General features: G+C 65.7%; 20 protein-coding genes and 1 tRNA gene. 5 read left to right on the forward strand and 16 right to left on the reverse strand.

Annotated features, from left to right (window positions below):
• Positions 1-77: 77 nt before the first annotated feature.
• The 7 genes from TQ98_RS01735 to TQ98_RS01765 form a co-directional block, all read right to left on the reverse strand.
• Positions 78-740: a flavin reductase family protein gene (locus TQ98_RS01735; protein ID WP_044871230.1), complete on the reverse strand. Its 663-nt coding sequence runs from the start codon at positions 738-740 to the stop codon at positions 78-80.
• Positions 741-754: 14 nt separating this feature from the next.
• Positions 755-2,254, reverse strand: a complete 1,500-nt coding sequence (locus tag TQ98_RS01740; protein ID WP_103102844.1) for an amidohydrolase family protein — start codon at positions 2,252-2,254, stop codon at positions 755-757.
• Positions 2,251-3,447, reverse strand: coding sequence for an amidohydrolase family protein (locus tag TQ98_RS01745; protein ID WP_044871233.1), 1,197 nt, complete (start codon positions 3,445-3,447; stop codon positions 2,251-2,253). Before TQ98_RS01745 ends, TQ98_RS01740 begins: the two co-directional genes overlap by 4 nt.
• Before the next feature lie 136 nt (positions 3,448-3,583).
• Positions 3,584-4,636: an extracellular solute-binding protein gene (locus tag TQ98_RS01750; RefSeq protein WP_044871234.1), complete on the reverse strand. Its 1,053-nt coding sequence runs from the start codon at positions 4,634-4,636 to the stop codon at positions 3,584-3,586.
• Positions 4,637-4,684: 48 nt separating this feature from the next.
• Positions 4,685-5,476 carry an ABC transporter permease gene (locus TQ98_RS01755; RefSeq protein WP_044871235.1) on the reverse strand — a complete coding sequence of 264 codons (792 nt, stop codon included), beginning with the start codon at positions 5,474-5,476 and terminating at the stop codon, positions 4,685-4,687.
• Entirely contained in the window at positions 5,476-6,390 is a 915-nt protein-coding gene (locus TQ98_RS01760; RefSeq protein ID WP_103102845.1) for an ABC transporter permease, read from the reverse strand. The genes TQ98_RS01755 and TQ98_RS01760 overlap by 1 nt, the downstream gene beginning before the upstream one ends.
• A 1-nt stretch (position 6,391) precedes the next feature.
• Positions 6,392-7,480, reverse strand: a complete 1,089-nt coding sequence (locus tag TQ98_RS01765) for an ABC transporter ATP-binding protein (RefSeq protein ID WP_044871238.1) — start codon at positions 7,478-7,480, stop codon at positions 6,392-6,394.
• Positions 7,481-7,621: 141 nt separating this feature from the next.
• On the opposite strand from TQ98_RS01765, the gene TQ98_RS01770 reads away from it, so the two are divergent.
• Positions 7,622-8,311 carry a GntR family transcriptional regulator gene (locus TQ98_RS01770; protein WP_044871239.1) on the forward strand — a complete coding sequence of 230 codons (690 nt, stop codon included), beginning with the start codon at positions 7,622-7,624 and terminating at the stop codon, positions 8,309-8,311.
• Between the two features lie 7 nt (positions 8,312-8,318).
• A complete protein-coding gene (locus TQ98_RS01775; RefSeq protein WP_044871240.1) occupies positions 8,319-9,056 on the forward strand; it encodes an aspartate/glutamate racemase family protein in 738 nt (245 codons plus the stop codon).
• Between the two features lie 36 nt (positions 9,057-9,092).
• Here TQ98_RS01775 and TQ98_RS01780 read toward each other — a convergent pair whose 3' ends face one another.
• The 3 genes from TQ98_RS01780 to TQ98_RS01790 all read right to left on the reverse strand — a co-directional run bounded on the left by TQ98_RS01780 (position 9,093) and on the right by TQ98_RS01790 (position 11,865).
• On the reverse strand, positions 9,093-9,563 hold the full coding sequence (locus TQ98_RS01780) for an antirepressor (RefSeq protein ID WP_044871241.1): 471 nt from the start codon (positions 9,561-9,563) through the stop codon (positions 9,093-9,095).
• Between the two features lie 332 nt (positions 9,564-9,895).
• A complete protein-coding gene (locus TQ98_RS01785) occupies positions 9,896-10,771 on the reverse strand; it encodes an SDR family NAD(P)-dependent oxidoreductase (RefSeq protein ID WP_044871242.1) in 876 nt (291 codons plus the stop codon).
• A 95-nt stretch (positions 10,772-10,866) separates the two neighbouring features.
• A complete protein-coding gene (locus TQ98_RS01790) occupies positions 10,867-11,865 on the reverse strand; it encodes an AraC family transcriptional regulator (RefSeq protein WP_103102846.1) in 999 nt (332 codons plus the stop codon).
• 107 nt (positions 11,866-11,972) lie between these two features.
• On the opposite strand from TQ98_RS01790, the gene TQ98_RS01795 reads away from it, so the two are divergent.
• Both TQ98_RS01795 and TQ98_RS01800 read left to right on the forward strand, forming a co-directional pair.
• Entirely contained in the window at positions 11,973-12,314 is a 342-nt protein-coding gene (locus tag TQ98_RS01795) for a hypothetical protein (protein ID WP_044871244.1), read from the forward strand.
• Positions 12,304-12,897 (forward strand): Dabb family protein, encoded by a 594-nt coding sequence (locus tag TQ98_RS01800; protein ID WP_044871245.1) that lies wholly within the window; start codon positions 12,304-12,306, stop codon positions 12,895-12,897. The genes TQ98_RS01795 and TQ98_RS01800 overlap by 11 nt, the downstream gene beginning before the upstream one ends.
• Before the next feature lie 66 nt (positions 12,898-12,963).
• Here the strand turns inward: TQ98_RS01800 and TQ98_RS01805 are convergent.
• The 5 genes from TQ98_RS01805 to rpsU all read right to left on the reverse strand — a co-directional run bounded on the left by TQ98_RS01805 (position 12,964) and on the right by rpsU (position 21,248).
• Positions 12,964-13,040, reverse strand: a tRNA-Ile gene (locus TQ98_RS01805).
• Between the two features lie 15 nt (positions 13,041-13,055).
• Positions 13,056-16,793 carry a bifunctional diguanylate cyclase/phosphodiesterase gene (locus TQ98_RS01810; protein ID WP_044871246.1) on the reverse strand — a complete coding sequence of 1,246 codons (3,738 nt, stop codon included), beginning with the start codon at positions 16,791-16,793 and terminating at the stop codon, positions 13,056-13,058.
• Between the two features lie 141 nt (positions 16,794-16,934).
• Positions 16,935-18,788 (reverse strand): RNA polymerase sigma factor RpoD, encoded by a 1,854-nt coding sequence (gene rpoD / locus TQ98_RS01815; RefSeq protein ID WP_044871247.1) that lies wholly within the window; start codon positions 18,786-18,788, stop codon positions 16,935-16,937.
• Positions 18,789-18,855: 67 nt separating this feature from the next.
• Positions 18,856-20,850, reverse strand: a complete 1,995-nt coding sequence (dnaG, locus tag TQ98_RS01820; RefSeq protein WP_044871248.1) for a DNA primase — start codon at positions 20,848-20,850, stop codon at positions 18,856-18,858.
• 182 nt (positions 20,851-21,032) lie between these two features.
• Positions 21,033-21,248 (reverse strand): 30S ribosomal protein S21, encoded by a 216-nt coding sequence (rpsU, locus tag TQ98_RS01825; RefSeq protein ID WP_003085057.1) that lies wholly within the window; start codon positions 21,246-21,248, stop codon positions 21,033-21,035.
• A 206-nt stretch (positions 21,249-21,454) separates the two neighbouring features.
• On the opposite strand from rpsU, the gene tsaD reads away from it, so the two are divergent.
• Positions 21,455-22,480 (forward strand): tRNA (adenosine(37)-N6)-threonylcarbamoyltransferase complex transferase subunit TsaD, encoded by a 1,026-nt coding sequence (gene tsaD / locus TQ98_RS01830; RefSeq protein WP_044871249.1) that lies wholly within the window; start codon positions 21,455-21,457, stop codon positions 22,478-22,480.
• 31 nt (positions 22,481-22,511) lie between these two features.
• Here tsaD and plsY read toward each other — a convergent pair whose 3' ends face one another.
• Entirely contained in the window at positions 22,512-23,081 is a 570-nt protein-coding gene (plsY, locus tag TQ98_RS01835) for a glycerol-3-phosphate 1-O-acyltransferase PlsY (RefSeq protein WP_044871250.1), read from the reverse strand.
• Positions 23,082-23,103: the final 22 nt, after the last annotated feature.

Raw genomic sequence — 23,103 nt, forward strand, 5'->3', positions numbered from 1 at the left:
TGAGGTACGAAGCCCAACGCGTCGTCCAACCACGTTGGGCTTCGCTCCGCTCAGCGCCAACCTACTGGGGGAGCCGCTTACGGGGTGGCGGGCCACACCCGCTCCCCACCCCCCGGTTGTTCCTTCCAGGCCTGCAGGGAACGGGTCGGCAGGTCGAAGTAGTCGCGGGTGCGGGCGTAGCCATGGCCACCCATGCGGCCGATGGCGTCCAGGCCGAGCTGGTCGATGTAGAGGGTCTCGGGGTCGATCAGGTCGTCGCGCACGTGGGCCATCAACACCTCGCCGAGGATGATCTCCCGCGACTGGCCGATGGACAGACCCATCATCCGCCGGCATTCCAGGGCCACCGGTGCTTCCAGGATTCGCGGGCAGCCAACGCGACTGCCGGGCACGGCGGTGAGGCCGGCGGCCACCAGTTCGTCGAAGCCCGGCTCGAAGGGCACGGCGCAGACGTTCATGGCTTCCACCAGCGCATCGTTGACGATGTTCACGGTGAACTCCTGGTGCAGCAGGGCGTTGCGGGTGGTGTCCTTGGGGGTGAGGTCGGCGTGGTTCTCCACCCCCAGGGCGAGGATCGGCGGGTCGGCGGAGAGGGCGTTGAAAAAGCTGAAGGGCGCGGCATTGGCGCGGCCTTCGGCGTCGACGGTGGTCACCAGGGCGATGGGCCGGGGCACCACGCTGCCGATGAGGATCTTGTATTTCTCGCGGGGGCTCAGGCGGGCGAAATCGAAGCTCAGCATGGCGAATTCTCTTGTTATTGGTCGGGGTCGCTGGCAAGGGTGCAGAGCGGGCGTTCGGCGCTCCAGGCGTCGGCGAAGGGAATGGCCGGCTGGAACAGATCGCGCCAATCCGGCTGGCCGAAGGCGCGTTCGGCGTGGCTTTCCATCAGCCGCTGGAACTGGCGTTGGGCCTGGCGTTGCAGGGTGCGGTAGTCGACGCCGTTGACCTGGCCGTTCTCCATCACGAGGCGGCCGTCGATCCAGCTGGCGATGCAGTCGTCGCCGCGGCCGGCGAGGATCAGGTTCTTCAGCGGGTCGAACAGCGGGCCCAGGTGCAGGCCGTCGAGGCTGAAGACCGCGATATCGGCCTTGGCCCCCGGCGCCAGGCGGCCCAGGTCATCGCGGCCCAGTGCCTTGGCACCGCCGAGGGTGGCGGCGTTGTAGAAATCGAGGGCGCTGGTGCCCTGGCTGCCGCCTGCCTTGATGCGGGCGATGTTCAGGCCCTGGCGCATGTTGTCCAGCAGGTCGGCCGGCCAGGTGTCGGTGCCCAGCGCGAAGTTGATGCCACGGGCACGGTAGCGGCCGAAGGCATCCAGGGCCTCGCCGTCACGGGCAAACACCACCGGGCAATGGATCAGGCTGGTGCCGCTGTCGGCCAGGCGCGCCAGGTCGTCGTCGCCTTCGATGTAGATGCCGTGGGGCAGCACGCTGCGCGGGCCGAGCAGGCCCATCGCTTCCAGCCAGGCCAGGGGAGCCTTGCCGCGCAGTTGTTTGACCAGCGCGACTTCGCCCGGGCCCTGGCAGCAATGCAGGCGTACCGGCGCTGCCAGTTCGCGGCTGAGGGCGGCGGTGCGCTGGAGCAGCGCGGGGGTGCAGGTCTGGATACGGTCGGGCAGCAGGGCGCCGCGGATCAGCCCGCCGTGGGCGCCGTCGAAGTCGCGGAAGAAGCGCTCGGCGGCGTCCAGCCCGGCCAGGCCGCGTGCCTCGTCCCAATGCTCGGCGAGACTGCCATCGGCCCGCAGGTACTGCATGCCGCTCATGTAGCAGGGGCCGAGGTAGGTGCGCAGGCCCAGTTCGGCGGCGACGCCGGCCACCGCGGCGAATTCGTCGTAGGTTTCCGCCCACTCCCGGTAGTACATGGAGGTGATCGGCATGGCGGTGGTGATGCCGTTGCGGATCAGTTGGGTGAAGGCGTAGCGGTACTTGAAGACTTCCTCATCGAAGCGGTAGCTCTCCTTCGGTCCACGGGCGAGGTACTCGGCCGACCACATGCGGCCCATGGCGTGCTCGTCGCCGTTGTCCAGGCAGAGCACGGTGGAGTCGAGGTCGCCCAGGGCATCGAGGTCGATCAGGCCGGGGCTGATGAGGGCGTTGCCGTAGTCGATCCACCGGTCCACCGGGCCGGGAAAGCCCCGGCCGACGAAGCGCACGCGCGCGCCTTCGATCACGACCTCGCCGTCGCGCCAGAGCACATGGCGCATGCCGTCGAAGCCGACCACGCAGCTGGCCTTGAGGCCAATGCGCGGCGTGCTCACAGGCGGCTCTCCAGCAGGCGGCCCTGGGCGGCGATCAGTTTGCCGGCGCGATAGACGTTACGTGGTGGCCGTGCGACCACGGCTTCGCCGAGGCTCTGGGCATCCATCAGCAGGAAGTCTGCCGGGCCGCCGAGGGTGAGGCCGTGACCGGAGAGGCCGAGGGCCTTGGCGCCGTTCTGGCTGGCGGCGTCGAAGGCGGCGGCCAGTTCGTCGTCCTTGTTCAGGTCGAAGCGGAAGGCCAGCAGCATGGCGCGCTCCAGCATGTCGCCGTTGCCCATGGGGGACCACGCGTCGCGGATGCCGTCGGAGCCCAGGCAGAGGTTCACGCCCGCCTCGCGCAGGGCGAGGAAGGGCGGCACGGAGCAGTCGGCAGGCGCCGAGCTCATCAGCGAGATGTTCAACGCGGCGAGGCGCTCGGCCAGCGGCTTCACCTGGCTCCAGGGCGCCATGCCCAGGCAGTAGGCGTGGCTGATCATCACCCGGCCCTGGCGGTTGAAACGCTCGGTGTAGTCGGCGATGCGGGCGATCTGCCAGAGGCCCAGCTCGCCCTTGTCGTGGAGGTGGATGTCCACGCCCCGGTCGAACTCGGTGGCGAGCTTGAAGACGATGTCGAGCTGGGCGATGGGGTCGTTGTCGATGCCACAGGGATCAAGGCCGCCGACGTTTTCCACGCCCAGGCCGAGGGCTTCGCGCATCAGCTCGGCGGTGCCGGGGCGGCTGACCAGCCCGGTCTGCGGGAAGACCACCAGTTCCAGGTCGATCAGGTCGCGGTAGCGTTCGCGCAGGACCTGCATGGCCTCGACGTGGCGCAGGCCGAATTCGGGGTCGATGTCCACATGGCAGCGCATGGTCAGCGAGCCACGGGCGATACAGTTTTCCAGCAGGGCGCCGGCGCGCTCGGCGATGGGCGCAGTGACTTCGCGCAGCACGCGGCGCTCGTTGGCGATGTAGTCCTTCAGCGTCGGGCCGGCGCTGTTGGGGCGCCAGGGTTGGCCCCAGAGGGTCTTGTCCAGGTGGATGTGGCTTTCCACCAGGGCGCAGGTCATCAGTTGGCCGGCGCCGTCGATATCGCCGACGGCCAGGGGCGTGTCACTGGCCGGGCGGCGCTCGGCGAAGCGGCCGGCGTCGATGAGGAAGTCTTCGGCTGCACCGCCGAAGGGGCGGACGTTGCGCAGCCAGTAGGAAGTGGTCATCGGGACCTCATATTCGAGCTGTCGATGGTATGGGGGACCGCTGCGCGGTCCTTGGCGAACGAATTCGCCCCCACAGGGTTTCGTGCGGTTCCGTAGGATGGGTTTCGCTTCGCTCTACCGCATCCTACGAAGGCCGTCAGCCCTTGAGCTTCGACCAGATGCGGTCCTGCAGCTCGCGGGCCTGGTTGCTGCATTCCTTCTCGGGGCGCAGGCGCTCGGCGAACTCGTCGGGCATGTTGATGGCGTCCATCACCTTCCACTTCTTGTCCAGCAGCGCATCGCTGTCGACGCCGTTGGCGTAGGCGATGGCGTTGGACACGGCGGCGGCGTTCTCCGGTTTCATCATCCAGTCGATGAAGAGCTTGGCGTTGCCCGGGTGCGGCGCGCTCTTGGGTACGGCGAAGTTGTCCTGGAACATGGCTACGCCTTCACGCGGGTAGACGTACTTGATGGTGCTCTTCTGCAGGGTGGCGCGGGCGGTGGAGCCGTTCCAGTTCTGCATCATGATCACTTCGCCCGAGGCCATGCGGTCCACGGTGTTGTCGGAGCTGTACATCTTCAGGAACGGCTTCTGCTTCTGCAGCAGTTCGAGGATGCGCTTGGCGTCCTGCGGGCTTTCGGTGCACTCGTCCACACCCAGGTAGTGGCTGGCGGCGTTGATCAGGCTGCTGGGGGTATCCAGCGCAGCGACCTGGCCTTGCAGTTCGGGACGCGGCTCGAAGAATTCCTTCCAGGAGTCGTCCAGCTTGCCGCCCGGTACGCGGGCGCTGTCGTAGGAGAAGCCGGTGGTGCCCCAGAGGTAGGGCGCTGAGTACTTGCGGCCGGGGTCGAAGTCCGGGTTGCGGAAGGCCGGCTTCACGTGGGCGAAGTTCGGCAGGGTCGGGGTGTCGATTTCCTGCAGCAGGTGCTGCTCGATCAGCGTGCGCATGATCGAGTGGGACGGCACGATCACGTCGTAGCTGGCGCCGCCGGCCTGGAGCTTGGCCAGCAGCGTCTCGTTGCTGTCGTAGCCGTCCATGGTGACCTTGATGCCGGTTTCCTTCTCGAACTTGGCCAGCAGCTCGACCGGGTAGTAGTCGGTCCAGTTGTAGAAGAACAGCTCCTTGGGCTCGTCCGCCTGGGCGAGGGTGGCGGCGAAACAGCTGAGGGCGAATCCGGCTACCCCATGACGCAATGCTTTCAACTTCATTGTTTTTCTCCGGGTTGAAGAACAGGTTGGGCAGAGGTGGAACAAGGTTCAGGCGGCTGGTTTGCCCCGCTGGCCGAGCCAGAAGGAGAGCACCACCAGGACGATGGAGATCACCAGCATCAGTGTGGAAATCGCGTTGATCTCCGGGGTTACCCCGGCCTTGATGGCCGAGAAGATGTAGACCGGCAGCGTCGTCGAGCCGGGGCCGGCGACGAAGAAGGTCATGATGAAGTCGTCCAGGCTGACCACGAACGCCAGCACCGCACCGGACAGCACCGCCGGGAACAGCAGCGGCAGGGTGATGCGGCGGAAGGTGTGGAAGGGGTTGGCGTAGAGGTCGTTGGCCGCTTCCAGCAGGCTCTTGTCCAGGTCGTTCAGGCGTGCGCGGATCGGCAGGTAGGCGAAGGGAATGCAGAAGCCGACGTGGGCGACGATCACCGTCATCAGGCCGAGCTTGATGCCGAGCGACATGAACAGCAGCAGGGTGGCGACGGCCGTCACGATCTCCGGGAGGATCAGCGGCAGGTTGATCCCGCCTTCCACCATCTTCTGTCCATAGAACGGCTTGTAGGTGGCCAGCGCCGCCAGCAGGGCGATGGCGGTGGCGCAGACGGTGGCGATACCGGCGACGATGATCGAGTTCAGTGCGGCGGCCTGGATAGACGGGTTGGCGAGGATGCGCCCGTACCAGGCGAAGGAGAACTCGGTCCACACGGTCGCCGTGCGGTTGGCGTTGAAGCTGTAGGCGATCAGCACCAGGATCGGCAGGTACAGGTAGGCCAGTACCAGCAGGCTGGTTTCGCGGGTCAGCGGCAGCTTCTTCAGGTGAGTGGCGATCATCAGCGGGCTCCCTGGCGGACAGTCTTGGCGGCCTTCTTGGCGTAGAGGGCGTAGAGCACCAGGGCCAGCAGCATCAGCCCCAGGAGGAGGAACGACAGCGAGCTGCCCAGGGGCCAGTTGCGGGCGGTGCCGAACTGCTGCTGGATCAGGTTGCCGATCATCAGGGTCTTGCCGCCGCCGAGGATGGCGGGGGTGATGAAGGCGCCGAGGCTCGGCACGAACACCAGCAGGGAACCCGCCACCACGCCCGGCATGGACAGCGGCAGGATCACCCGGCGCAGGGCTTTCCAGCGGTTGGCGCCCAAGTCATAGGCGGCTTCCACCAGGCGCCAGTCGAGCTTCTCCAGGGTGGAGTAGATCGGCAGGATCATGAACGGCAGGAAGCTGTAGACCAGCCCGATCACCACGGCGAAATCGTTGTACAGCAGGGTGATGCCGCCGGCCTGGGGGAACAGCGCATTGACGCCCTGGGCCAGCCAGCCGTGCTCGCGCAGGATGATCAGCCAGGCGTAGTTGCGGATCAGCAGGTTGGTCCAGAAGGGGATGGTGATCAGCAGCACCATGATGTTGCGCGAGCGCTCGCTGAGGCTGCTCATCCACAGGGCCACGGGAAAACCGAAGAGGAAGCACAGCACGGTGGTGCCGCCGGCCTGCAGCACCGAGCGCAGCAGGGCCTGGGCGTAGACCCAGTTCAGTTCCAGGTTGCCGTCGAAGTCTTCCTGGAAGAACAGCTGCACGTAGCTCTGCCACTGCCAGTCCGCCCCCCAGTCGACACCGCCGTAGAGGTTGCGCGGCAGCAGGCTGATGTAGCCCATGATGCCGAGGGGAATGGCGATCAGCCCGAGCAGGGTGAGCAGCACCGGCGACAGCAGCAACAGCCGGTTGAGGCTGGGGGAGGTGGCGCTGACGCTCATCTCAGGCCTCCATCAGCAGGCAGGCGTGGGGCGGCAGGTGCACCGCCACGGGCGAGCCCACGGGGCGCGCGCTGACGGCGCCTTCATTGCTTTCGCGCAGCATCACCTTGACGTCGTTGGCCAGGCGGCACTGGTACAGCGTGGCGGTGCCGACGTAGAGCACGGCTTCCACCACGCCGCGCAGGTGGTGCGGCTCGGACGGGTCCACCAGCTTCGAACGCTCGGGGCGGAAGGCCAGCTGGGCCCGGCCGGCGCGGGTGTCGGTATCGGAAGCGCAGGGGATTTCCACTGGGATGCCGTCGGGGCGGAACAGGTTGCCGTTCTGCGTGCACTGGCGCAGCTGGCCGGGCAGGAAGTTGATATCGCCGATGAAGTGGGCGACGAACTTGTGCTGCGGGCGTTCATAGATCTGGTTGGGAGTGCCGATCTGCAGGATCTTGCCGCTGGACATTACGGCGATGCGGTCGGAAAGGGTCAGCGCTTCTTCCTGGTCGTGGGTGACGAAGATGAAGGTGATGCCCGCCTCCTGCTGCACCCGTTTCAACTCCACCTGCATTTCCTTGCGCAGCTTCAGGTCCAGGGCCGAGAGCGGCTCGTCCAGCAGCAGCACGTCGGGGCGAGGCGCCAGGGCACGGGCCAGGGCCACCCGCTGTTGCTGGCCGCCGGACAGTTCGGCGGGGCGGCGACGGGCGAGGTGTTCCATCTGCACCAGGGCCAGCATCTCTTTCACCCGCGCGGGAATCGCGTTGCGCTCCAGCCCCTGCATCTCCAGGCCGAAGGCGATGTTCTCCGCCACTGACATGTGGGGGAACAGGGCGTAGTTCTGGAATACGGTGTTGACCCGGCGCTTGTAGGGCGGCAGCTCATCGACGCGCTGGTCGCCGATATGGATGCTGCCGGCGCTGACTTGCTCGAAGCCGGCGATGGAGCGCAGCAGGGTGGTCTTGCCGCACCCGGAGGGGCCGAGGAGGGTGAAGAACTCGTTGTGGCGGATGCTCACCGACACGTCGTCGAGGGCTGGTGCAACGTCGGGGTCGTCGGTGTAGCGCTTACTGACGCGCTGAACCTCGATGGATGATGCGTGATTCATATTGGTGCATCTCTCTTGTTTTTGTATGCAAAAATTGAATGCAATCTAGAAATAGCCGGATTATTCTCATTGCGCAATAGGCTTTTTCTGGCGGAATCTTTCCGCCCGACGCAGGCAGTTCACCGAAAGACGGAGTGACCCATGACCGACAAGAAGCTGGAAACCACGGTGGACCGGGTCTATCAGGGGGTTTACCAGGCCATCAGCAACCGTTCGCTGCGGCCTGGCATGAAGCTGGGAGAGGCGTCCCTGGCCGAGTTGTTCAATGTCAGCCGCACGTCGGTGCGGGCGGCGCTGAAGCAATTGGAGGCCGATGGCCTGGTGACCTCGGAGCCGAACAAGGGCTGTTGGGTCTCGCTGCCCAGCGACGAGGAAATCCGCTCGCTGTTCGAAACGCGGCGGCTGATCGAGATCGGCATCGTCACCGAGCTCTGCCGACGCCGGGACAGCGCGGCCATGCGCGACCTGCGCGACCACTTGCTGCTGGAAGAACAGGCGCGCCGGGAGCACGACCACGGGCGGCTGATCCACCTGCTCGGCGAGTTCCATTTCAAGCTCGCCAGGGCGCTGAACAACCCGGTGCTGCTGGACTGGTTCAGCAAGCTCATCTCCCGCGCCTCGCTCTATGCCGCCGCGCTGGACGACGAGCGCCACGACGCCTGCCGTGACGACGAGCACCTGCGGCTGATCGAGTTCATCGAAGCCGGCAACCAGAACGCCGCCATCGAGCTGACCTGCTTCCACCTGGCCGCCATCGAGACCGCCATCCTCGAATCCGCCGGCAAGCTCAAGGCCAGCTACCACCCGCTGAAGCACCTGATCGAGACCTGACTCGGCCATGAAGATCCAACTCATCAACCCCAACACCAGCATCGCCATGACCGCCGGCATCGCCGAGGCCGCGCGGCCCCTGCTGCGCCCCGGCAACCAGTTGCTGGCGGTGACCAATAGCGCCGGCCCGGCTTCCATCGAGGGGCACTATGACGAGGCGCTGAGCGTGCCCGGACTGCTCCAGGCCATTCGCGATGGCGAGCAGGACGGCGCCGAAGGGCATGTGATCGCCTGCTTCGGCGATCCGGGGTTGCTGGCGGCGCGGGAGATCGCCCGCCATCCGGTGATCGGCATCGCCGAAGCGGCCATGCATCTCGCCACGTGGGTCGCCACGGGGTTCAGCATCGTCACCACCCTGGGCCGCACCAAGGTCATCGCCCGCCACCTGGTGGAGCGCTACGGTTTCCATCAACACTGCCGAGGCATTCATGCCGTTGAGATTCCGGTGCTGGCGCTGGACGAGGACCCGCAGGGCCTGTTCCGCATCATGCGCGACGCCTGCCGGGACGCGCTGGAAAGGGACGAATCCGGCGCCATCGTCCTCGGCTGCGCTGGCATGAGCCACCTGGCGCAGGGGCTGCAGGAAGAACTGGGCGTTCCGGTGATCGATGGCGTCAGCGCTGCGTTGAAGATGGTGGAGATGCTCGGGGAGTTGCGCCTGTCCACCAGCAAGCGCGGCGATCTGGATTTCCCCCTGCCCAAGCCTTATGCGGGGTTTCTGCGAGGCTTTGCGGTAGGCGCCTGAAGCGCCTACCCCCTGGGGCGATTCTCTTGTAGGGGCCTATGGCAGCAGCATGTGGCCCTTCCCCTCAAACAACCCCGCCACATCCGCTACCCGCACCCAACTCCGCCCCTGCCATTCCATCAGGCTGTATTCCTTCCCCTGCCACGCCACCCGGCGCTGCTTGGGGAGTTGCGGATTGGCCGCCGAGCGCAGGCCGGTCACCACCTCGCCGGTGAACCACTGGCGCAGGCCGCGGTGTTCGGGGTGGTAGAAATTCACCCGCAGCAACTCGCAGACGGCGCTTTCGCTGAACAGCAGCTCCTGCTCGACGTCACCCTGGTGGTTCTCCAGGCGCTCGTGGCGCCATTGGTCCGGGTCCAGCTTGCGGGGCAGGCGGTCATCGACGTGGCAGTTGGTCAGTGGCCCCAGGTCGCGGGCCACCACCCAGGCCTGATCGTCGATCAGCAGGGCACGAAGCGCGCGGTGATGGCGGTGGAAAACGGTGGGAACGTAATAGTCGTGGGACATGTGCAGACTCCTTCCTGGTATCGGGGAGCCGTCACCTGATCCTTGTTGCATGAGGGTGGCGGACCGTACGAGGTGTGGAATACCGGCGCAGCAGGAACCGGCGGGCTTGCGCCCCCTCGCACGGTCCGCCATAGACGGCCAGGCTCATCGAACAAGACTTCCATTCGCTGACCTTGCTTATGGCGTTTGTGCCTTTCCACTGCATCGGGATTCCACTCCCGGTCACACCCGAGGGCATGACGGGGGGAGACGCTACAGAGCGGCCCTGTAGGCCAGCAATGACCGGCCGCAGTAGGAATTCTCGGAAGAATGAGGGCGCCGAATCACGCGCTTCAGCCCGACACGGCCTCGATACCGGGGTGCGCATAGGGTGGCAGGACCGGAGCCGGCAAGGTCTCGCGCCCGTCCAGGGAGTGGACCGTCAGCCCGGCGGAGAGCGGGAAGTGCAGGCTGTGGGTCAGCAGCCCCGTGCGTTCCCGGGCAGGCAGATGACAGAGGGCCAGCGCTGTCTCGGCCAGGTATTCCACCCGCTCGGTGGGGTAGTCGTCGGGGATGTAGCGGGCGGCACCTGGCGTGAGGATCGCGGTGCTCGGCGCCACCAGATTGACCGCAATATTGTCGGCCTCCAGTTCGGCGGCCAGCCCCTGGGTGAAGCGCGCCAGTGCCGCCTTGGCCGCGGCATAGACGCTGATGCCGCCCAGTCGCGCGAAGTCGTCGTAGGGTTTCAGCGGTGGAAGGGCGGTGACCGAGCCGAGGTTGACGATCCAGCCGGCGCCGCGCTGGCGCATGAGTGGGATCGCGGCCTTGCTCAGGGCAAAGGGAATACGCAGGTAGTGGTCCAGGGTGCGTTCGTACACCTCCAGCGGCATGTCCTCCACGCGGCAGTAGTCCGCCACACCGGCATTGTTCACCAGGATGTCCAGCCCGCCTGCCACCTGGGCGGCGCGAGCCGGCAGCGCATCGCGCTCGGCGGCGTTGCAGAGGTCCACGGCGAGCGGGATCGCGCGGCCACCGGCCGCTTCGATCAGGGCGACGGTTTCGGCCAGGGTCCCGCTCATGCTCGCCGAATGCTCCAGGCTGCGGGCCGCGACGACCACGGTGGCGCCTTCGCTGGCCAGACGCTGGGCGATGGCGCGGCCGATGCCACGGCTGGCGCCGGTTACCAGTGCGACCTTGCCGGCCAGCATGGGTGTACGGGGATGGGACATGGTTCATCTCCTCTGGGTTGGATGAACCGATTGTGCGAATGCCGGTTTCCGGCAACCGTCGCCCACTCACTCAAGGTGCGCTACCGGATCGCTCATCAGGCGTTTCGGTAATGGCTCGGCGGATGGCCCGTCAGCCGGACCATGGCACGGCGCAGCGCGGCAGCGTTGCTGAAGCCCAGATGCCCGGCGACACGCTCGATGGGCCACTCGGTACTGCGCAGGTAGTGCTTGGCCGCTTCCAGCAGACAAGCCTCGCGCAGGGCTCGATAGCCGCTGCCTTCGGCGTGCAGGCGCCGGCGCAAGGTGGCCACGCTGATGGACAGTGCGGCGCTGAGCTCCCGCTGAGTCGGCAGGGGCGCCTGCCGCGCGAGTGCGGCATCGATGAAACTGCGCACCTGCTGCGTCAGCGGAACGTTCGAGGCCGGCTCGCTGGTGGCCAGGCGGAACGGGAAGTCCACCAGGAAGGCCTCGAGCTCGGCCGGCCGGCGCCGTACCGGGCGCGCCAGCAGCGCGGCATCGAAGACAAAGCCATAGGTCGGCTGACCGACCTCCACAGGGCAGTCGAACAGGCTGAGGAAGGGGATGGCGTCTTCGCGGTTGGGATGGCCGAGGAAGTTACGCACCGGGTGGATGGGCTCGCCGATCAGCCAGGCGAACAGGCGCAGGTAGAACAGCAGCCCCGTGACATCCACCAGGCAGGCTGCCGGGCTGTGCCGCCGGCGCAGCGAGTCCATGCGAAAGACCGCGTTGCCCTCTTCGGTGGACAGGCTCAGCGCCCCGGCTCGCGGGTGCAGCATCGCGCAGAAGTCGGCGGCGCAGCGGATGGCGTCGGCCAGGGTCTGGCAACTCAGCAGGCAGCGGCAGAGCAGGTCCACTTCGCGCTTGCGCATCGGCGCATGGCCGTCGCCCTGGGCGACTTGCGCTTCCAGGCGCTCGATGGCCGATCGGTACAGCGTGGCGAAGGCGCCGGCTGACAAGTGCCCCGCCGCGTCGGCCATCGCCGCACTGTCGGCACCGCTGCGGCGCAACTCATCCAGCAGGCGGGTACCGAGGCCCGCAGCGGGCGGCGCTTCAGGGGAATGGGATCGAGGCATACGGGCCAGTCTGAGCGTTCTGGTGGCGATGGGGGATCGGTCGGGTAGCGGTCCGGCCGAGGATGAGCATGCAGGATAGCCTTCGAATTTGGCAAAGGGCCCGATCGATGATTCACCTTCTTGACGAACTCACCCTCGACGCCAGCGACGTGAAACACGTGCTGCGCCTGCTCGATGAGGAACTGCTGCCGGGCCGTGCGGAGCCATTTCCGCACCTGCTGAACCGTTGGGTCTCGCCACCGGTGGTGGTGCCCGGAGTCCCCACCACGCTGTGGCTGCTCTGGCAGTTACCCGATGTGCCGGCGTATTACCGGATGCGCGGCAACCCCGGTTCGACGCCGGAGGTCTGGCCGAAACTGGACCGTCTCTGCCGCGAGCGGCGGCGCCACATCCTGACTGCCGCTGAGGCGGTGCTGCCGACGCCGGAGGATACCGATCATGCAGGCTGAAGTCGCACAGGTTTACCTCGATGCCGATGCCGATCTGCCCGCCTTCGAGCAGACCCTGGCGCGCTGGTGCCAGTCCCATCCCGATGCCTTCGCCGGCCGCAACCTGCCGGGCTGCTGGGGCGCGGGGGACTTCAGCGTCGAACTGCGCGGGGCCGCTGCGACGAGCCTGGAAGCCTTGCCCGGCGTGGCGCGGGTGGACGGGCTCAGCCACGAACGAATAGGCGGAGGCACGCGCGCTCCGGACCTGTCCGGCGGCGTGCTGCGCACCCTGTTGCTGCGGGTGCGCGCCGATGTCCCGGCCAGCCAGGTGGATGCCCTGGAGCGCGAACTGCTGGCCATGCCCGACTACATGGCGGGCATCCGCAACTGGCAACTCGGCCGCGTCACCTCCAGCAGCCACTGGACCCACGTCTGGCAGCAGGAGTTCGCCGAGGTGGGCGACCTGCACGGCGAATACCTGCTGCACCCCTACCACTGGGGCTGGGTCGACCGCTGGTTCGACCCGGCATTCCCCGAGTGGACGGTCGAGGCCATCTGCCATGCGTACTGCCCGCTGCCGGCGAGCATCCTGGCGGCGGACTGAGCGAGCAGGCGGCGAAAATATTCCAAAGAAGAAACGCAAAAGCCGCGCACTGCGCGGCTTTTTGTTTGGTGGGCCCACACGGACTCGAACCGTGGACCAAAGGATTATGAGTCCTCTGCTCTAACCGACTGAGCTATAGGCCCCAGAAGGCCGGCGGATTATACAGGCGCCTTTTGTTGGGCGCCAATCGCGGGGAGGGGGCTCAGGAACTTTCGGGCGAAGGTTTCGGGGGGCAGGGGGGAACTGAAGATAAAGCCTTGAATCTGCTCGCATCCTTCGGCGGCGAGGAAGTGTTCCTGGTCCTTGGTTTCCACGCCTTCGGCGATGACGGTGAGCTGCATGCTGCGGCCGAGGGCGATGATGGCTCGGCTGATGGCGGCGTCGTTGGGATCGTCGGGCAGGCCACGAACGAAGGACTTGTCGATCTTCAGGACATCCAGCGGCAGGCGCTTGAGGTAGCTGAGGGAGGAGTAGCCGGTGCCGAAGTCGTCGATGGCCAGTTGAACGCCGAGGGCCTTGAGGTTGTGCAGCACGCTGAGGGCTTCCTCGGCCTGGCTCATGATGAAGCCTTCGGTGATTTCCAGTTGCAGGCGCTGGGGTTCCAGGCCCAAGTGCTGGATGAGCTTCTGCAGGCGATCCACCAGTTGCGGCTGGCGCAGCTGGGCGCCAGCGAGGTTGATGGACAGGGGGCCGAAGGGGGCGTGGCCTTGCTGCCATTCCTGCATCTGCCGGCAGGAGCGCTCCAGCACCCAGTCGCCCAGTGGCAGGATGAGGCCGGTTTCTTCGGCCAGGGGGACGAAGCGCTCCGGGGGAATTTCGCCGAACTGCGGGTGGTACCAGCGCACCAGGGCTTCAGCGCCCACGAGCGTCTGGTTCTGCAGGCAGAGCTTCGGCTGGTAGGCGAGGGACAGCTCGCCACGCTCCAGGGCGCGACGCAGTTCGGTTTCCAGGGCCATGCGTTCGGTGGCCTGGCTGGTGAGGTCGCGGGTGTAGAACTCGATGCGGTTGCGGCCACGGGCCTTGGCCCGGTACATCGCGGCGTCGGCGTTTTTCACCAGGGTGGCGACGTCCTGGCCGTGGTCCGGGAAGAGGCTGATGCCGATGCTGGCACTCATGAAGAACTCGTGCTGGCCGGCGGGGAAGGGCGCCTCGAAGCAGGTCAGCAGCTTGGTGGCCACGGCCTGGGCGTCGTTGGCGCTGTGCAGGCCGGGCAGCAGGATGATGAATTCGTCGCCGCCCAGGCGCGCGACGGTGTCGATGTCGCGCAACTGGCCGCGCAGGCGAGTGGCGATGCCTTTGAGCAGCAGGTCGCCCACCGGGTGGCCGAGGCTGTCATTGATGTGCTTGAAGCGGTCCAGGTCGATGAAGAGTACGGCGCCGTGGTGCTGGTCGTTGGCAGCGTCGGCCAGGGCGAGCTGTAGCCGGCTCTCGAACAGGAGACGGTTGGGCAGGCCGGTGAGCGGATCGTGGTGGGCCTGGTAGTCGAGGCGGGCCTGGGCGTGCTTCAGCGGTGAGATGTCGGCGAATACGCCCACGTAGTGGGTCACCTGCTCGTGGCGGTCGCGCACGGCGCTGATGGTGAGCCACTCGGGGTAGGGCTCGCCGTTCTTGCGGCGGTTCCAGATTTCGCCCTGCCAGTGCCCCTCGTGTTCCAGTTGGTGCCACATGGCGGCGTAGAAGGCGCTGTCGTGCTGGCCGGAGGCGAGCAGGCGGGGGGACTGGCCGAGGGCTTCGCTCTCGCTGTAGCCGGTGATTTCGCTGAAGGCGCGGTTGACGGCGGTGATGCGCTGGGCGGTGTCGGTGATCATCACGCCTTCGGCGGTGCTTTCGAAGACAGTGGCGGCTTGCAGCAGTTTGTCCTGCATCTGCTGGCGTTCGGTGACGTCGCGCGCGATGGTCAGCATGCAGGCTTCGTCGCCGATGGGAATGGGCTGCGCGGAGAGTTCGCAAAGGCGGATCTGCCCGGATTTGGTCCGGATGCTGGTGGTGAAGTGGTACAGGCTGCCCCGCTCGCGGATGATCTTGATCATGTGGTTGCGGTCCAGCGGGTTGGCCCAGAGCCCCAGGTCCAGGGTGGAGCGGTCGGCGATTTCCTGGGAGCTGTAGCCGGTGATGCGGGTGAAGCCTTCGTTGGCTTCCATCAGCAGGCCGTCGCGGATGCGTGTGATGAGCAGGCCATCCGGTGAGGAATGGAAGGCGCGGGCGAATTTTTCTTCGGAGACCTGCAACTGCTGCTGGGTCTCCTTCAGTTGAGTGATGTCGCGGACCACCACCACCAGGGCAGCGGTGTCGTCGAGGTCGATGGCCTGGGCCGAGATGAGTCCGGTGAAGATTTCCCCGTTGGCGCGACGGAAGGGCATTTCCAGGTTGTGTAGCGGGTTGCCCTGCTGCAGGCGCTGGAGCAGCTTCGGCCCGATGCCGGGGATGCCCCAGATATCGAGTTCGGTGGCGGTCCTGCCGAGAACATCGCTGGCCTTGAGGCCGATCTGCTGTTCGAAGGTCTGGTTGACCGCCAGCAGGCTGCCATCGGTGCGCCGGGCGATGGCGATGATGTCTGGGCAGTTGTGGAACACCGAGGCGAATTTCTGCTCGGACAGGCGCAGGGCCTGCTCGGTCTGCTTGGCCTCGGTGATGTCGATCATCAGGCCGCGCATCATCTGGGTTTCGCCGTGGGGAATCAGGGTGATGATGTCCCTGACCCAGAGCACCCGGCCATCGGCGGCGACCATGCGGTAGTCGAGGCTGTGGTCGCGGCCGGCAAGAGTTTCCGCTTCACAGAAGGCGTTGGCCCAGGCGGAGTCGTCGGAGTGCAGGGTGCGGCGCCAGAAGCCCGGTTCCAGCCAGGTGGCCAGGGGGTAGCCGAACAGCCGTTCGGCGTGGGGCGAGACGTAGGTGTAGCAGTAGTCCTCGACACGCATTTCCCAGGCGATGGCGTTGAGGCTTTCCACCAGGCCGCGGTAGTGCTGTTCGCTGCTGCTCAGTTCTTCCTGGAGGGCGGCGCGGCTGGCCATTTCGTTGCTCAGGCGACGGTTCACGCGCAGGACGAAGGCGAGCACGCCAGCGACCAGGAACACGCCGGGCAGGCCGTAGAGCAGGATGCGGATCCAGTCGGTGGGCTGGTAGAGCGCGCCACCTACCCAGCGTTCCTGGATCGCGGCGGCTTCTTCGGGGGTGATGTCGGCGAGGGCCTTGTCGAGGATGCCGGCAAGGACCGGCTGATTCTTCGGCGTCGCCATGGCCAGTTGATAGCGATAGGGCGTTTCGCCGCTGATGAAGATGCCTTCGAGCTTGAGCTGGCGCAGGCTCCAGACGCTGGAGGCGAGGTCGCTGACGAAGGCGTCCACCTGGCCGGTGGCCAAGGCCTGGAGGGCGGCGGCGACGGAGGGGTAGGCCTGCAGGCTGAGGTCGGGATGCTGGCTGCGCAGTAATTCCTGGGGCGCATAGTCTGCCACTACGCCGACGCGCAGGCCGTAGAGGTCCTTGATGTTCGCGGGTTGCGAGCCCTCGGTGCGGGACAGGATGACGATGGGGAAGTCGAGATAGGGACGGGTGAAGAGCAGGTACCTCTGACGCTCGGGGGTGGACATGATGCCGGGAAGCAGGTCGAGGTCACCTGTCTGGGCGCGCTGCAGCACTTCGCTCCAACTGCTGGGCTCGACCGGGGTGAGTTTCACGTCCAGACGCTGGCGGATCAGGGTGATGTAGTCGGCGGCCAGGCCCCGGTGGTTGCCCTGGAGGTCGCGGAATTCGAAGGGCGGCCAGGAGGCATCGATGCCGAGGCGCAGGTCGCCATGCTGATCGAGCCAGGCCTGCTCCTGCGGGGTGAGTGTCAAGGCACCGGCCGACAGGGTCCAGAGTGCCAGCAGGAGCATTAGTAGGGCCCGCGCTCGCGCCATCGGCGGCCTCGATCCTTGATGAAATGTCAGTTCGAAGTGTAGACGTGGCCGCTTGGCTGCTCGGAAAGAAATGGGAGTCGTTGCGGCTTGGCCAGGGGCACAAAAGAAAACCCCCGGACTGGCCGGGGGTTCTCGTATCGCTTACTCGTCGAGGAAGGAGCGCAGGTGCTCGCTTCGAGACGGGTGACGCAGCTTGCGCAGCGCCTTGGCTTCGATCTGGCGGATACGCTCACGGGTTACATCGAACTGTTTGCCGACTTCCTCGAGGGTGTGGTCGGTGTTCATGTCGATGCCGAAGCGCATGCGCAGGACCTTGGCTTCACGGGCGGTGAGGCCGGCCAGGACTTCGCGGGTGGCTTCCTTGAGGCTTTCCACGGTGGCCACGTCGATCGGGGACTGCATGGTGCTGTCCTCGATGAAGTCACCCAGATGGGAGTCTTCGTCGTCGCCGATCGGGGTTTCCATGGAGATCGGTTCCTTGGCGATCTTCAACACCTTGCGGATCTTGTCCTCAGGCATCTCCATGCGCTCGCCAAGCTCTTCCGGAGTGGGCTCGCGACCCATTTCCTGCAGCATCTGACGGGAGATGCGGTTGAGCTTGTTGATGGTCTCGATCATGTGCACCGGGATCCGGATGGTGCGCGCCTGGTCGGCGATCGAGCGGGTGATCGCCTGGCGGATCCACCAGGTGGCGTAGGTCGAGAACTTGTAGCCGCGACGGTATTCGAACTTGTCCACCGCCTTCATCAGGCCGATGTTGCCTTCCTGGATCAGGTCGAGGAACTGCAGGCCGCGGTTGGTGTACTTCTTGGCGATGGAGATCACGAGACGCAGGTTGGCCTCGACCATCTCTTTCTTCGCCCGGCGAGCCTTGGCTTCGCCGATGGACATGCGACGGTTGACGTCCTTGATCTCGTTGACGGTCAGTTCGACTTCCTGCTCGAGATCCACCAGCTTCTGCTGATTGCGCTTGATGTCGTCTACCAGCTTGCCGATGGCTTCAGCGTATTTGGCCTTGCCCTTGGCCAGGCCGTCGGCCCAGTCGAGGTCGACTTCGTTGCCCGGGAACAGGCGCAGGAAGTCGGCGCGCGGCATGCGGGCGTCACGTACGCAGAGCTGCATGATGGCGCGTTCCTGGCCGCGGACGCGGTCCAGGGCGCTGCGAACTTTTTCCACCAGGGCGTCGAATTGCTTCGGTACCAGCTTGATGGGCATGAAGAGCTCGGCCAGGGCCAGCAGTTCTTCAGTGGCCTGCTTGCTGTCGCGACCGTGCTTCTTCAGGGCCTTCTTGGCCTTGTCGAGCTGGTCGGAAACGGCGGTGAAGCGGCGTAGGGCTTCTTCCGGATCCGGACCGCCATCGCCTTCTTCCTCGGACTCTTCGCCGTCGCCTTCTTCGTCTTCTTCTTCGTCCTTGTCTTTGGCCGAAGCGGAGTCGTCCTTCAGGTCGACGGGTTCGACTTCCTCGGCCGGCACGGAGCCGTCATCGGGGTCGATGTAGCCGCTGAGAACGTCGGACAGGCGGCCACCTTCGCTGGTAATGCGCTGGTATTCGGCAAGAATGCCGTCGACGGCGCCGGGGAAGTGGGCGATCGCGCTCATCACTTCGCGGATGCCTTCCTCGATGCGCTTGGCGATTTCGATCTCGCCTTCGCGGGTCAGCAGCTCCACGGTACCCATTTCACGCATGTACATGCGCACGGGGTCGGTGGTGCGGCCGATATCGGTTTCCACTGCAGCCAGGGCAGCGGCGGCTTCTTCAGCGGCGGCTTCGTCGGTATCGGCTTCGGCCAGCAACAGGGCATCCGCATCCGGGGCACTCTCGAATACGTTGATCCCCATGTCGTTGATCATGCGGATGATGTCTTCCACCTGTTCCGGATCGGAAATATCCTCCGGCAGGTGGTCGTTGACCTCCGCGTAAGTCAGGTATCCCTGCTCACGGCCACGGGCGATCAACTCTTTGAGGCGAGACTGCTGTTGCGCTTTTCCGGACATAGCACCCTATCCACTTAAGGTCTTGGCGGGCTGAAAACAAGCCGAGGATTATACCTGATCCGGGGCCCTACGCGCCAGTTGAGGTCGGAGTCAGGGGAGACGTGTTGCGGCTGAGGAGATCGCGCAGCTGATCTTTTTCCTCTGCGCTGAGTTCGCTTTGCCGTGCTTTCCGCAGCAGATTTTCCAGGCGGCGTTCCCGCTGGCGAGCCGACAACCTAGTTATAGTGTCGAAAAACTGTTGTTCAAGGTTGTCGTCGGAAATCAGCCATTCCTTTTCCGCAAGTGCCCGGAGTAGACGGCCTTGGTCGGTGCCGTGCCAACGGGCGATCAACTGCAGCGAGCGCAGTTTCGGATTCTTCTGCACCGCCTCCACCAGTGACACCATGAGCTGGGCGTACGTGTCGTCTTCTGCGGCGAAATGGCTGGCATCCTCCACCTTCTGGGCCAGCGACGGATGGTGGAGCAGGGTGCGCAAGGCGGTCAGGGTGGGGGATTCCACCTTCACTTCGGTGCGTGGCGGACGCTTGAAGTCGTCACGTCCCTGCTGGTTCCACTTCTTGCCGTCCTTCTTCCAGTCGTCCTTTTTCCAGCCATCCTTGCGTTTCTCGCCCTTCTGCCAATTGCCTTGGGGAGTCGCAGGCTGCTCGAAGTAGTGGCTGTGGTCCGGTTCGTACTGCTGGTCGTCGTAGCCGGAGAAGGATTCGTAGTAGGCATCGTCCGAGTGCCCATGGCTGTCATTGCTGACACTGGCGGCGGCGCTGCGAGCGAACTGGCCGAGGGCGTCGCCGTTGAGGCCGGTGATTTCGGCCAGGCGCTGGCGCATCAGGACCTTGAGATTGGCGCCGGGAATGCGTTCGATCAGTGGGGCCGCCAGCGTGGCCAGGTGGGCTTTGCCTTCCAGGGACGAGGGGTCTGCTTCCTGGGTCAGTTGCTGGAAGAAGTAGTCGGCCAGGGGCTGGGCGTACTGGGTGATCCGGGCGCGGAAGGCGTCGGTGCCTTCCTTGCGGACCAGGCTGTCCGGGTCCTCGCCCTCGGGCAGGAAGAGGAAACGAGCGCGGCGGCCATCTTCCAGGCTTGGCAGAGTGGCTTCCAGTGCGCGCCAGGCGGCCTTGCGTCCGGCTTGGTCGCCGTCGAAACAGAAGAGGATGCTCGGCACCAGGCGGAACAGGCGGCGGACGTGCTCTTCGCTGGTGGCCGTGCCCAGGGTGGCGACGGCATTGCGCAGACCCTGCTGGGCGAGGGCGATGACGTCCATGTAGCCCTCGACGACCATGATCTCGTCGAGGTTGCGGTTGTGTTTGCGTGCCTCGAACAGCCCGTAGAGTTCCTGGCCCTTGTGGAATACCGGGGTCTCCGGGGAGTTCAGGTACTTGGGCTTGTCATCGCCCAGGACTCGGCCGCCGAAGGCGATGATGCGGCCGCGGCTATCGCGGATCGGGAACATCACTCGGTCACGGAAGCGGTCGTAGCGCTTGCCGGTCTCGGCGTTCTCGATCAGCAGGCCGGCATCGATCATGTGCTTTTGCTGCAGGTTGTCGCCGCCCATGTGTTTGAGCAGGTGGTCCCAGCCGGGCGGGGCGAAGCCCAGGCCAAAATCGCGGGCGATCTCGCCGGTCAGGCCGCGACCCTTGAGGTACTCCACCGCGGCCTTGCGGGTCGGGTGCTGCTTCAGGGCGTGCCGGTAGTAGTCCGACGCTGCGGTGAGCAGGGCATAAAGCGGGGAGTCGGTGGGTTGGTGCGGGCGGTTGCTGCGTCCGCCTTCCTCTCGCGGGACTTCCAGGCCGGCGCGTTTCGCCAGTTCATCGACCGCCTGGGGGAAGTCCAGGTGATCGTGGTCCATGATGAAGCCGAGGGCGTTGCCGCCGGCGCCGCAGCCGAAGCAGTAGTAGAACTGCTTGTCCGGGCTGACGCTGAAGGACGGGGTCTTCTCGTTGTGGAAGGGGCAGCGCGCCGTGTAGTTCTTGCCAGCCTTCTTCAGCTGCACGCGAGCGCCGACCACTTCGACTATGTCGGTGCGGTTCAGCAGGTCGTCGATGAAGCCTTGGGGGATCAGGCCAGCCATAAGGTGCTCAGGGCGCGGGAAGGTTCAAAGCATACTCCAGCAGGGCGGCGCTTGGTGTGCCGGGGCTGGAAAGCAAAAAACTCCGCCATTCGCCAAGGCGAAGCGGAGTTTCTTGTGTGCGCTACATGCATTCGCCCGGCCAGGGCCGGGCGTTGCTTGTGCGTGCGGCGGAGCCTGTTAACTCAGTACAGGCGCTCGCGGCGGCGCTGCTCGCGCTGCACTTTCTTGGCGTGACGCTTGACCGCGGCGGCGGCTTTGCGCTTGCGCTCGGCAGTGGGCTTCTCGTAGAACTCACGGCTGCGGACTTCGGCCAGTACGCCGGCTTTCTCGCAGGAGCGCTTGAAACGACGCAGGGCTACGTCGAAGGGTTCGTTCTCTTTAACTTTGACGGCTGGCATCCAGGTCGTACCTTCATCAATTACCGAATGGTCGACGCATTCCGGCAAAAGCTGGCTCGGTGGCGCGTCGGATTTCAAGGGCTGCGGATATTAACGCCTCAAGGCTCGGAATGCAAAGCCTTCAGTCGAAAACCGCTGGTCGGCGGGAGGGGCGGCGATTATGATTCGCGCCTTCTTGTTTGACCAGGCCAGAAAGGCTCGTTCCCATGCTAGTGCTGGGGTTGGAAACCTCCTGCGACGAAACCGGCGTCGCCCTTTACGACAGTGAGCGTGGCCTGCTGGCCGATGCGCTGTTCAGTCAGATCGACCTGCACCGGGTTTACGGCGGCGTCGTGCCCGAATTGGCCTCCCGTGACCACGTCAAGCGCATGCTACCGCTGCTGCGCCAGGTGCTGGAAGAGGCCGATCGCAAGCCCGAAGACATCGACGGCATCGCCTACACCGCCGGCCCCGGCCTGGTGGGGGCGTTGCTGGTGGGCGCTTCCTGTGCCCAGGCCCTGGCCTTTGCCTGGGGCGTGCCGGCACTCGGCGTACACCATATGGAAGGCCACCTGCTGGCGCCCATGCTCGAGGAGCAGCCGCCGGAGTTCCCGTTCGTCGCCCTGCTGGTTTCCGGTGGTCACACCCAACTGGTACGGGTGGACGGTATCGGCCGCTACGCCCTGCTGGGCGAGTCGGTGGACGATGCCGCCGGTGAAGCCTTCGACAAGACCGCCAAACTGATCGGCCTCGGCTATCCGGGCGGTCCCGAGATCGCCCGCCTGGCGCAGAGCGGTACCCCCGGCCGCTTCACTTTCCCGCGTCCGATGACCGATCGCCCCGGTCTGGATTTCAGTTTCAGCGGCCTCAAGACCTTCGCCCTCAACACGTGGCAGCAGTGCCGCGATGCTGGGGACGACGGCGAGCAAACCCGTTGCGACATCGCTCTGGCCTTCGAGCAGGCCGTGGTGGAGACTCTCACCATCAAGTGCAAGCGCGCCCTGAAACAGACCGGTCTGAAACGCCTGGTAATTGCTGGCGGGGTAAGTGCCAACCAGTCGCTGCGCCAGTCTCTCGGCAAAATGCTGGGGGACCTCAAGGGGGAGGTGTTCTATGCGCGGCCGCGTTTCTGCACCGACAACGGCGCGATGATCGCCTACGCCGGTTGCCAGCGTTTGCTGGCGGGGCAGCAGGATGGTCCGGCGATTGCCGTACAGGCGCGCTGGCCGATGGAGCAGCTGCCAGCGGTCTGACAGCCAGCTGAGTCGTTTTCACCAACGCCAGTCAGAAATGTCGTTCGCGTCCCGCGAAAAGGTCGCGTAGATTGCCGCGATGACGCCAGACGATGAGCGCGGTCAGCGCGGTCATCGGCAGGAGCGCGCCGGGCTGTTGCCAGGCCAGTAGTGGCAGGGTCAGCGGCGTGGCGATCAGCGCGGCCAGCGAGCTGGTGCGGGTCAGGTAGAAGGTCAGCAGCCAGACGCAGATGGCCAGCAGTGCGGCCGGTGGATAGAGCCCCAGCAGCATGCCGGCGGCGGTGGCGACGCCCTTGCCACCACGGAAACGGAAGTACAGGGGATACAGGTGCCCGAGCACCGCGGCGAGGCCGACCCAAGCCTGCTGCTGGATGCCCAGGCCGCAAAGAGCGGCGACCACCACCGGCAACAGGCCTTTGGCCAGGTCGCCGAGCAGGGTCAGGATCGCCAGCTTCTTTCCCGCCACCCGCAGCATATTGGTGGCACCAGGGTTGCCGGAGCCCTGGGCACGTGGATCGACCGTGCCGAACAGACGGCTGAGCAGAATGGCGAAGGACAACGATCCGAGCAGGTAGGCGAGAGCCGCCAGCAGCCAAAACATGGTTTCCATTCCGGGGCGAGGA

The organism is Pseudomonas sp. LFM046, from assembly GCF_000949385.2.
Classification (GTDB): domain Bacteria; phylum Pseudomonadota; class Gammaproteobacteria; order Pseudomonadales; family Pseudomonadaceae; genus Metapseudomonas.

Excerpts from the sequence above, each read along its gene's own strand:
- TQ98_RS01760 (WP_103102845.1), bottom strand. The coding sequence starts at position 6,390 with ATGAGCGTCAGCGCCACCTCCCCCAGCCTCAACCGGCTGTTGCTGCTG.
- TQ98_RS01810 (WP_044871246.1), bottom strand. The coding sequence starts at position 16,793 with ATGGCGCGAGCGCGGGCCCTACTAATGCTCCTGCTGGCACTCTGGACC.
- TQ98_RS01745 (WP_044871233.1), bottom strand. The coding sequence starts at position 3,447 with ATGACCACTTCCTACTGGCTGCGCAACGTCCGCCCCTTCGGCGGTGCA.
- TQ98_RS01780 (WP_044871241.1), bottom strand. The coding sequence starts at position 9,563 with ATGTCCCACGACTATTACGTTCCCACCGTTTTCCACCGCCATCACCGC.
- TQ98_RS01765 (WP_044871238.1), bottom strand. The coding sequence starts at position 7,480 with ATGAATCACGCATCATCCATCGAGGTTCAGCGCGTCAGTAAGCGCTAC.
- TQ98_RS01790 (WP_103102846.1), bottom strand. The coding sequence starts at position 11,865 with ATGCCTCGATCCCATTCCCCTGAAGCGCCGCCCGCTGCGGGCCTCGGT.
- TQ98_RS01785 (WP_044871242.1), bottom strand. The coding sequence starts at position 10,771 with ATGTCCCATCCCCGTACACCCATGCTGGCCGGCAAGGTCGCACTGGTA.
- dnaG (WP_044871248.1), bottom strand. The coding sequence starts at position 20,850 with ATGGCTGGCCTGATCCCCCAAGGCTTCATCGACGACCTGCTGAACCGC.
- TQ98_RS01735 (WP_044871230.1), bottom strand. The coding sequence starts at position 740 with ATGCTGAGCTTCGATTTCGCCCGCCTGAGCCCCCGCGAGAAATACAAG.
- TQ98_RS01800 (WP_044871245.1), top strand. The coding sequence starts at position 12,304 with ATGCAGGCTGAAGTCGCACAGGTTTACCTCGATGCCGATGCCGATCTG.
- TQ98_RS01770 (WP_044871239.1), top strand. The coding sequence starts at position 7,622 with ATGACCGACAAGAAGCTGGAAACCACGGTGGACCGGGTCTATCAGGGG.
- plsY (WP_044871250.1), bottom strand. The coding sequence starts at position 23,081 with ATGTTTTGGCTGCTGGCGGCTCTCGCCTACCTGCTCGGATCGTTGTCC.
- TQ98_RS01795 (WP_044871244.1), top strand. The coding sequence starts at position 11,973 with ATGATTCACCTTCTTGACGAACTCACCCTCGACGCCAGCGACGTGAAA.
- tsaD (WP_044871249.1), top strand. The coding sequence starts at position 21,455 with ATGCTAGTGCTGGGGTTGGAAACCTCCTGCGACGAAACCGGCGTCGCC.
- TQ98_RS01775 (WP_044871240.1), top strand. The coding sequence starts at position 8,319 with ATGAAGATCCAACTCATCAACCCCAACACCAGCATCGCCATGACCGCC.
- TQ98_RS01750 (WP_044871234.1), bottom strand. The coding sequence starts at position 4,636 with ATGAAGTTGAAAGCATTGCGTCATGGGGTAGCCGGATTCGCCCTCAGC.
- rpsU (WP_003085057.1), bottom strand. The coding sequence starts at position 21,248 with ATGCCAGCCGTCAAAGTTAAAGAGAACGAACCCTTCGACGTAGCCCTG.
- TQ98_RS01755 (WP_044871235.1), bottom strand. The coding sequence starts at position 5,476 with ATGATCGCCACTCACCTGAAGAAGCTGCCGCTGACCCGCGAAACCAGC.
- rpoD (WP_044871247.1), bottom strand. The coding sequence starts at position 18,788 with ATGTCCGGAAAAGCGCAACAGCAGTCTCGCCTCAAAGAGTTGATCGCC.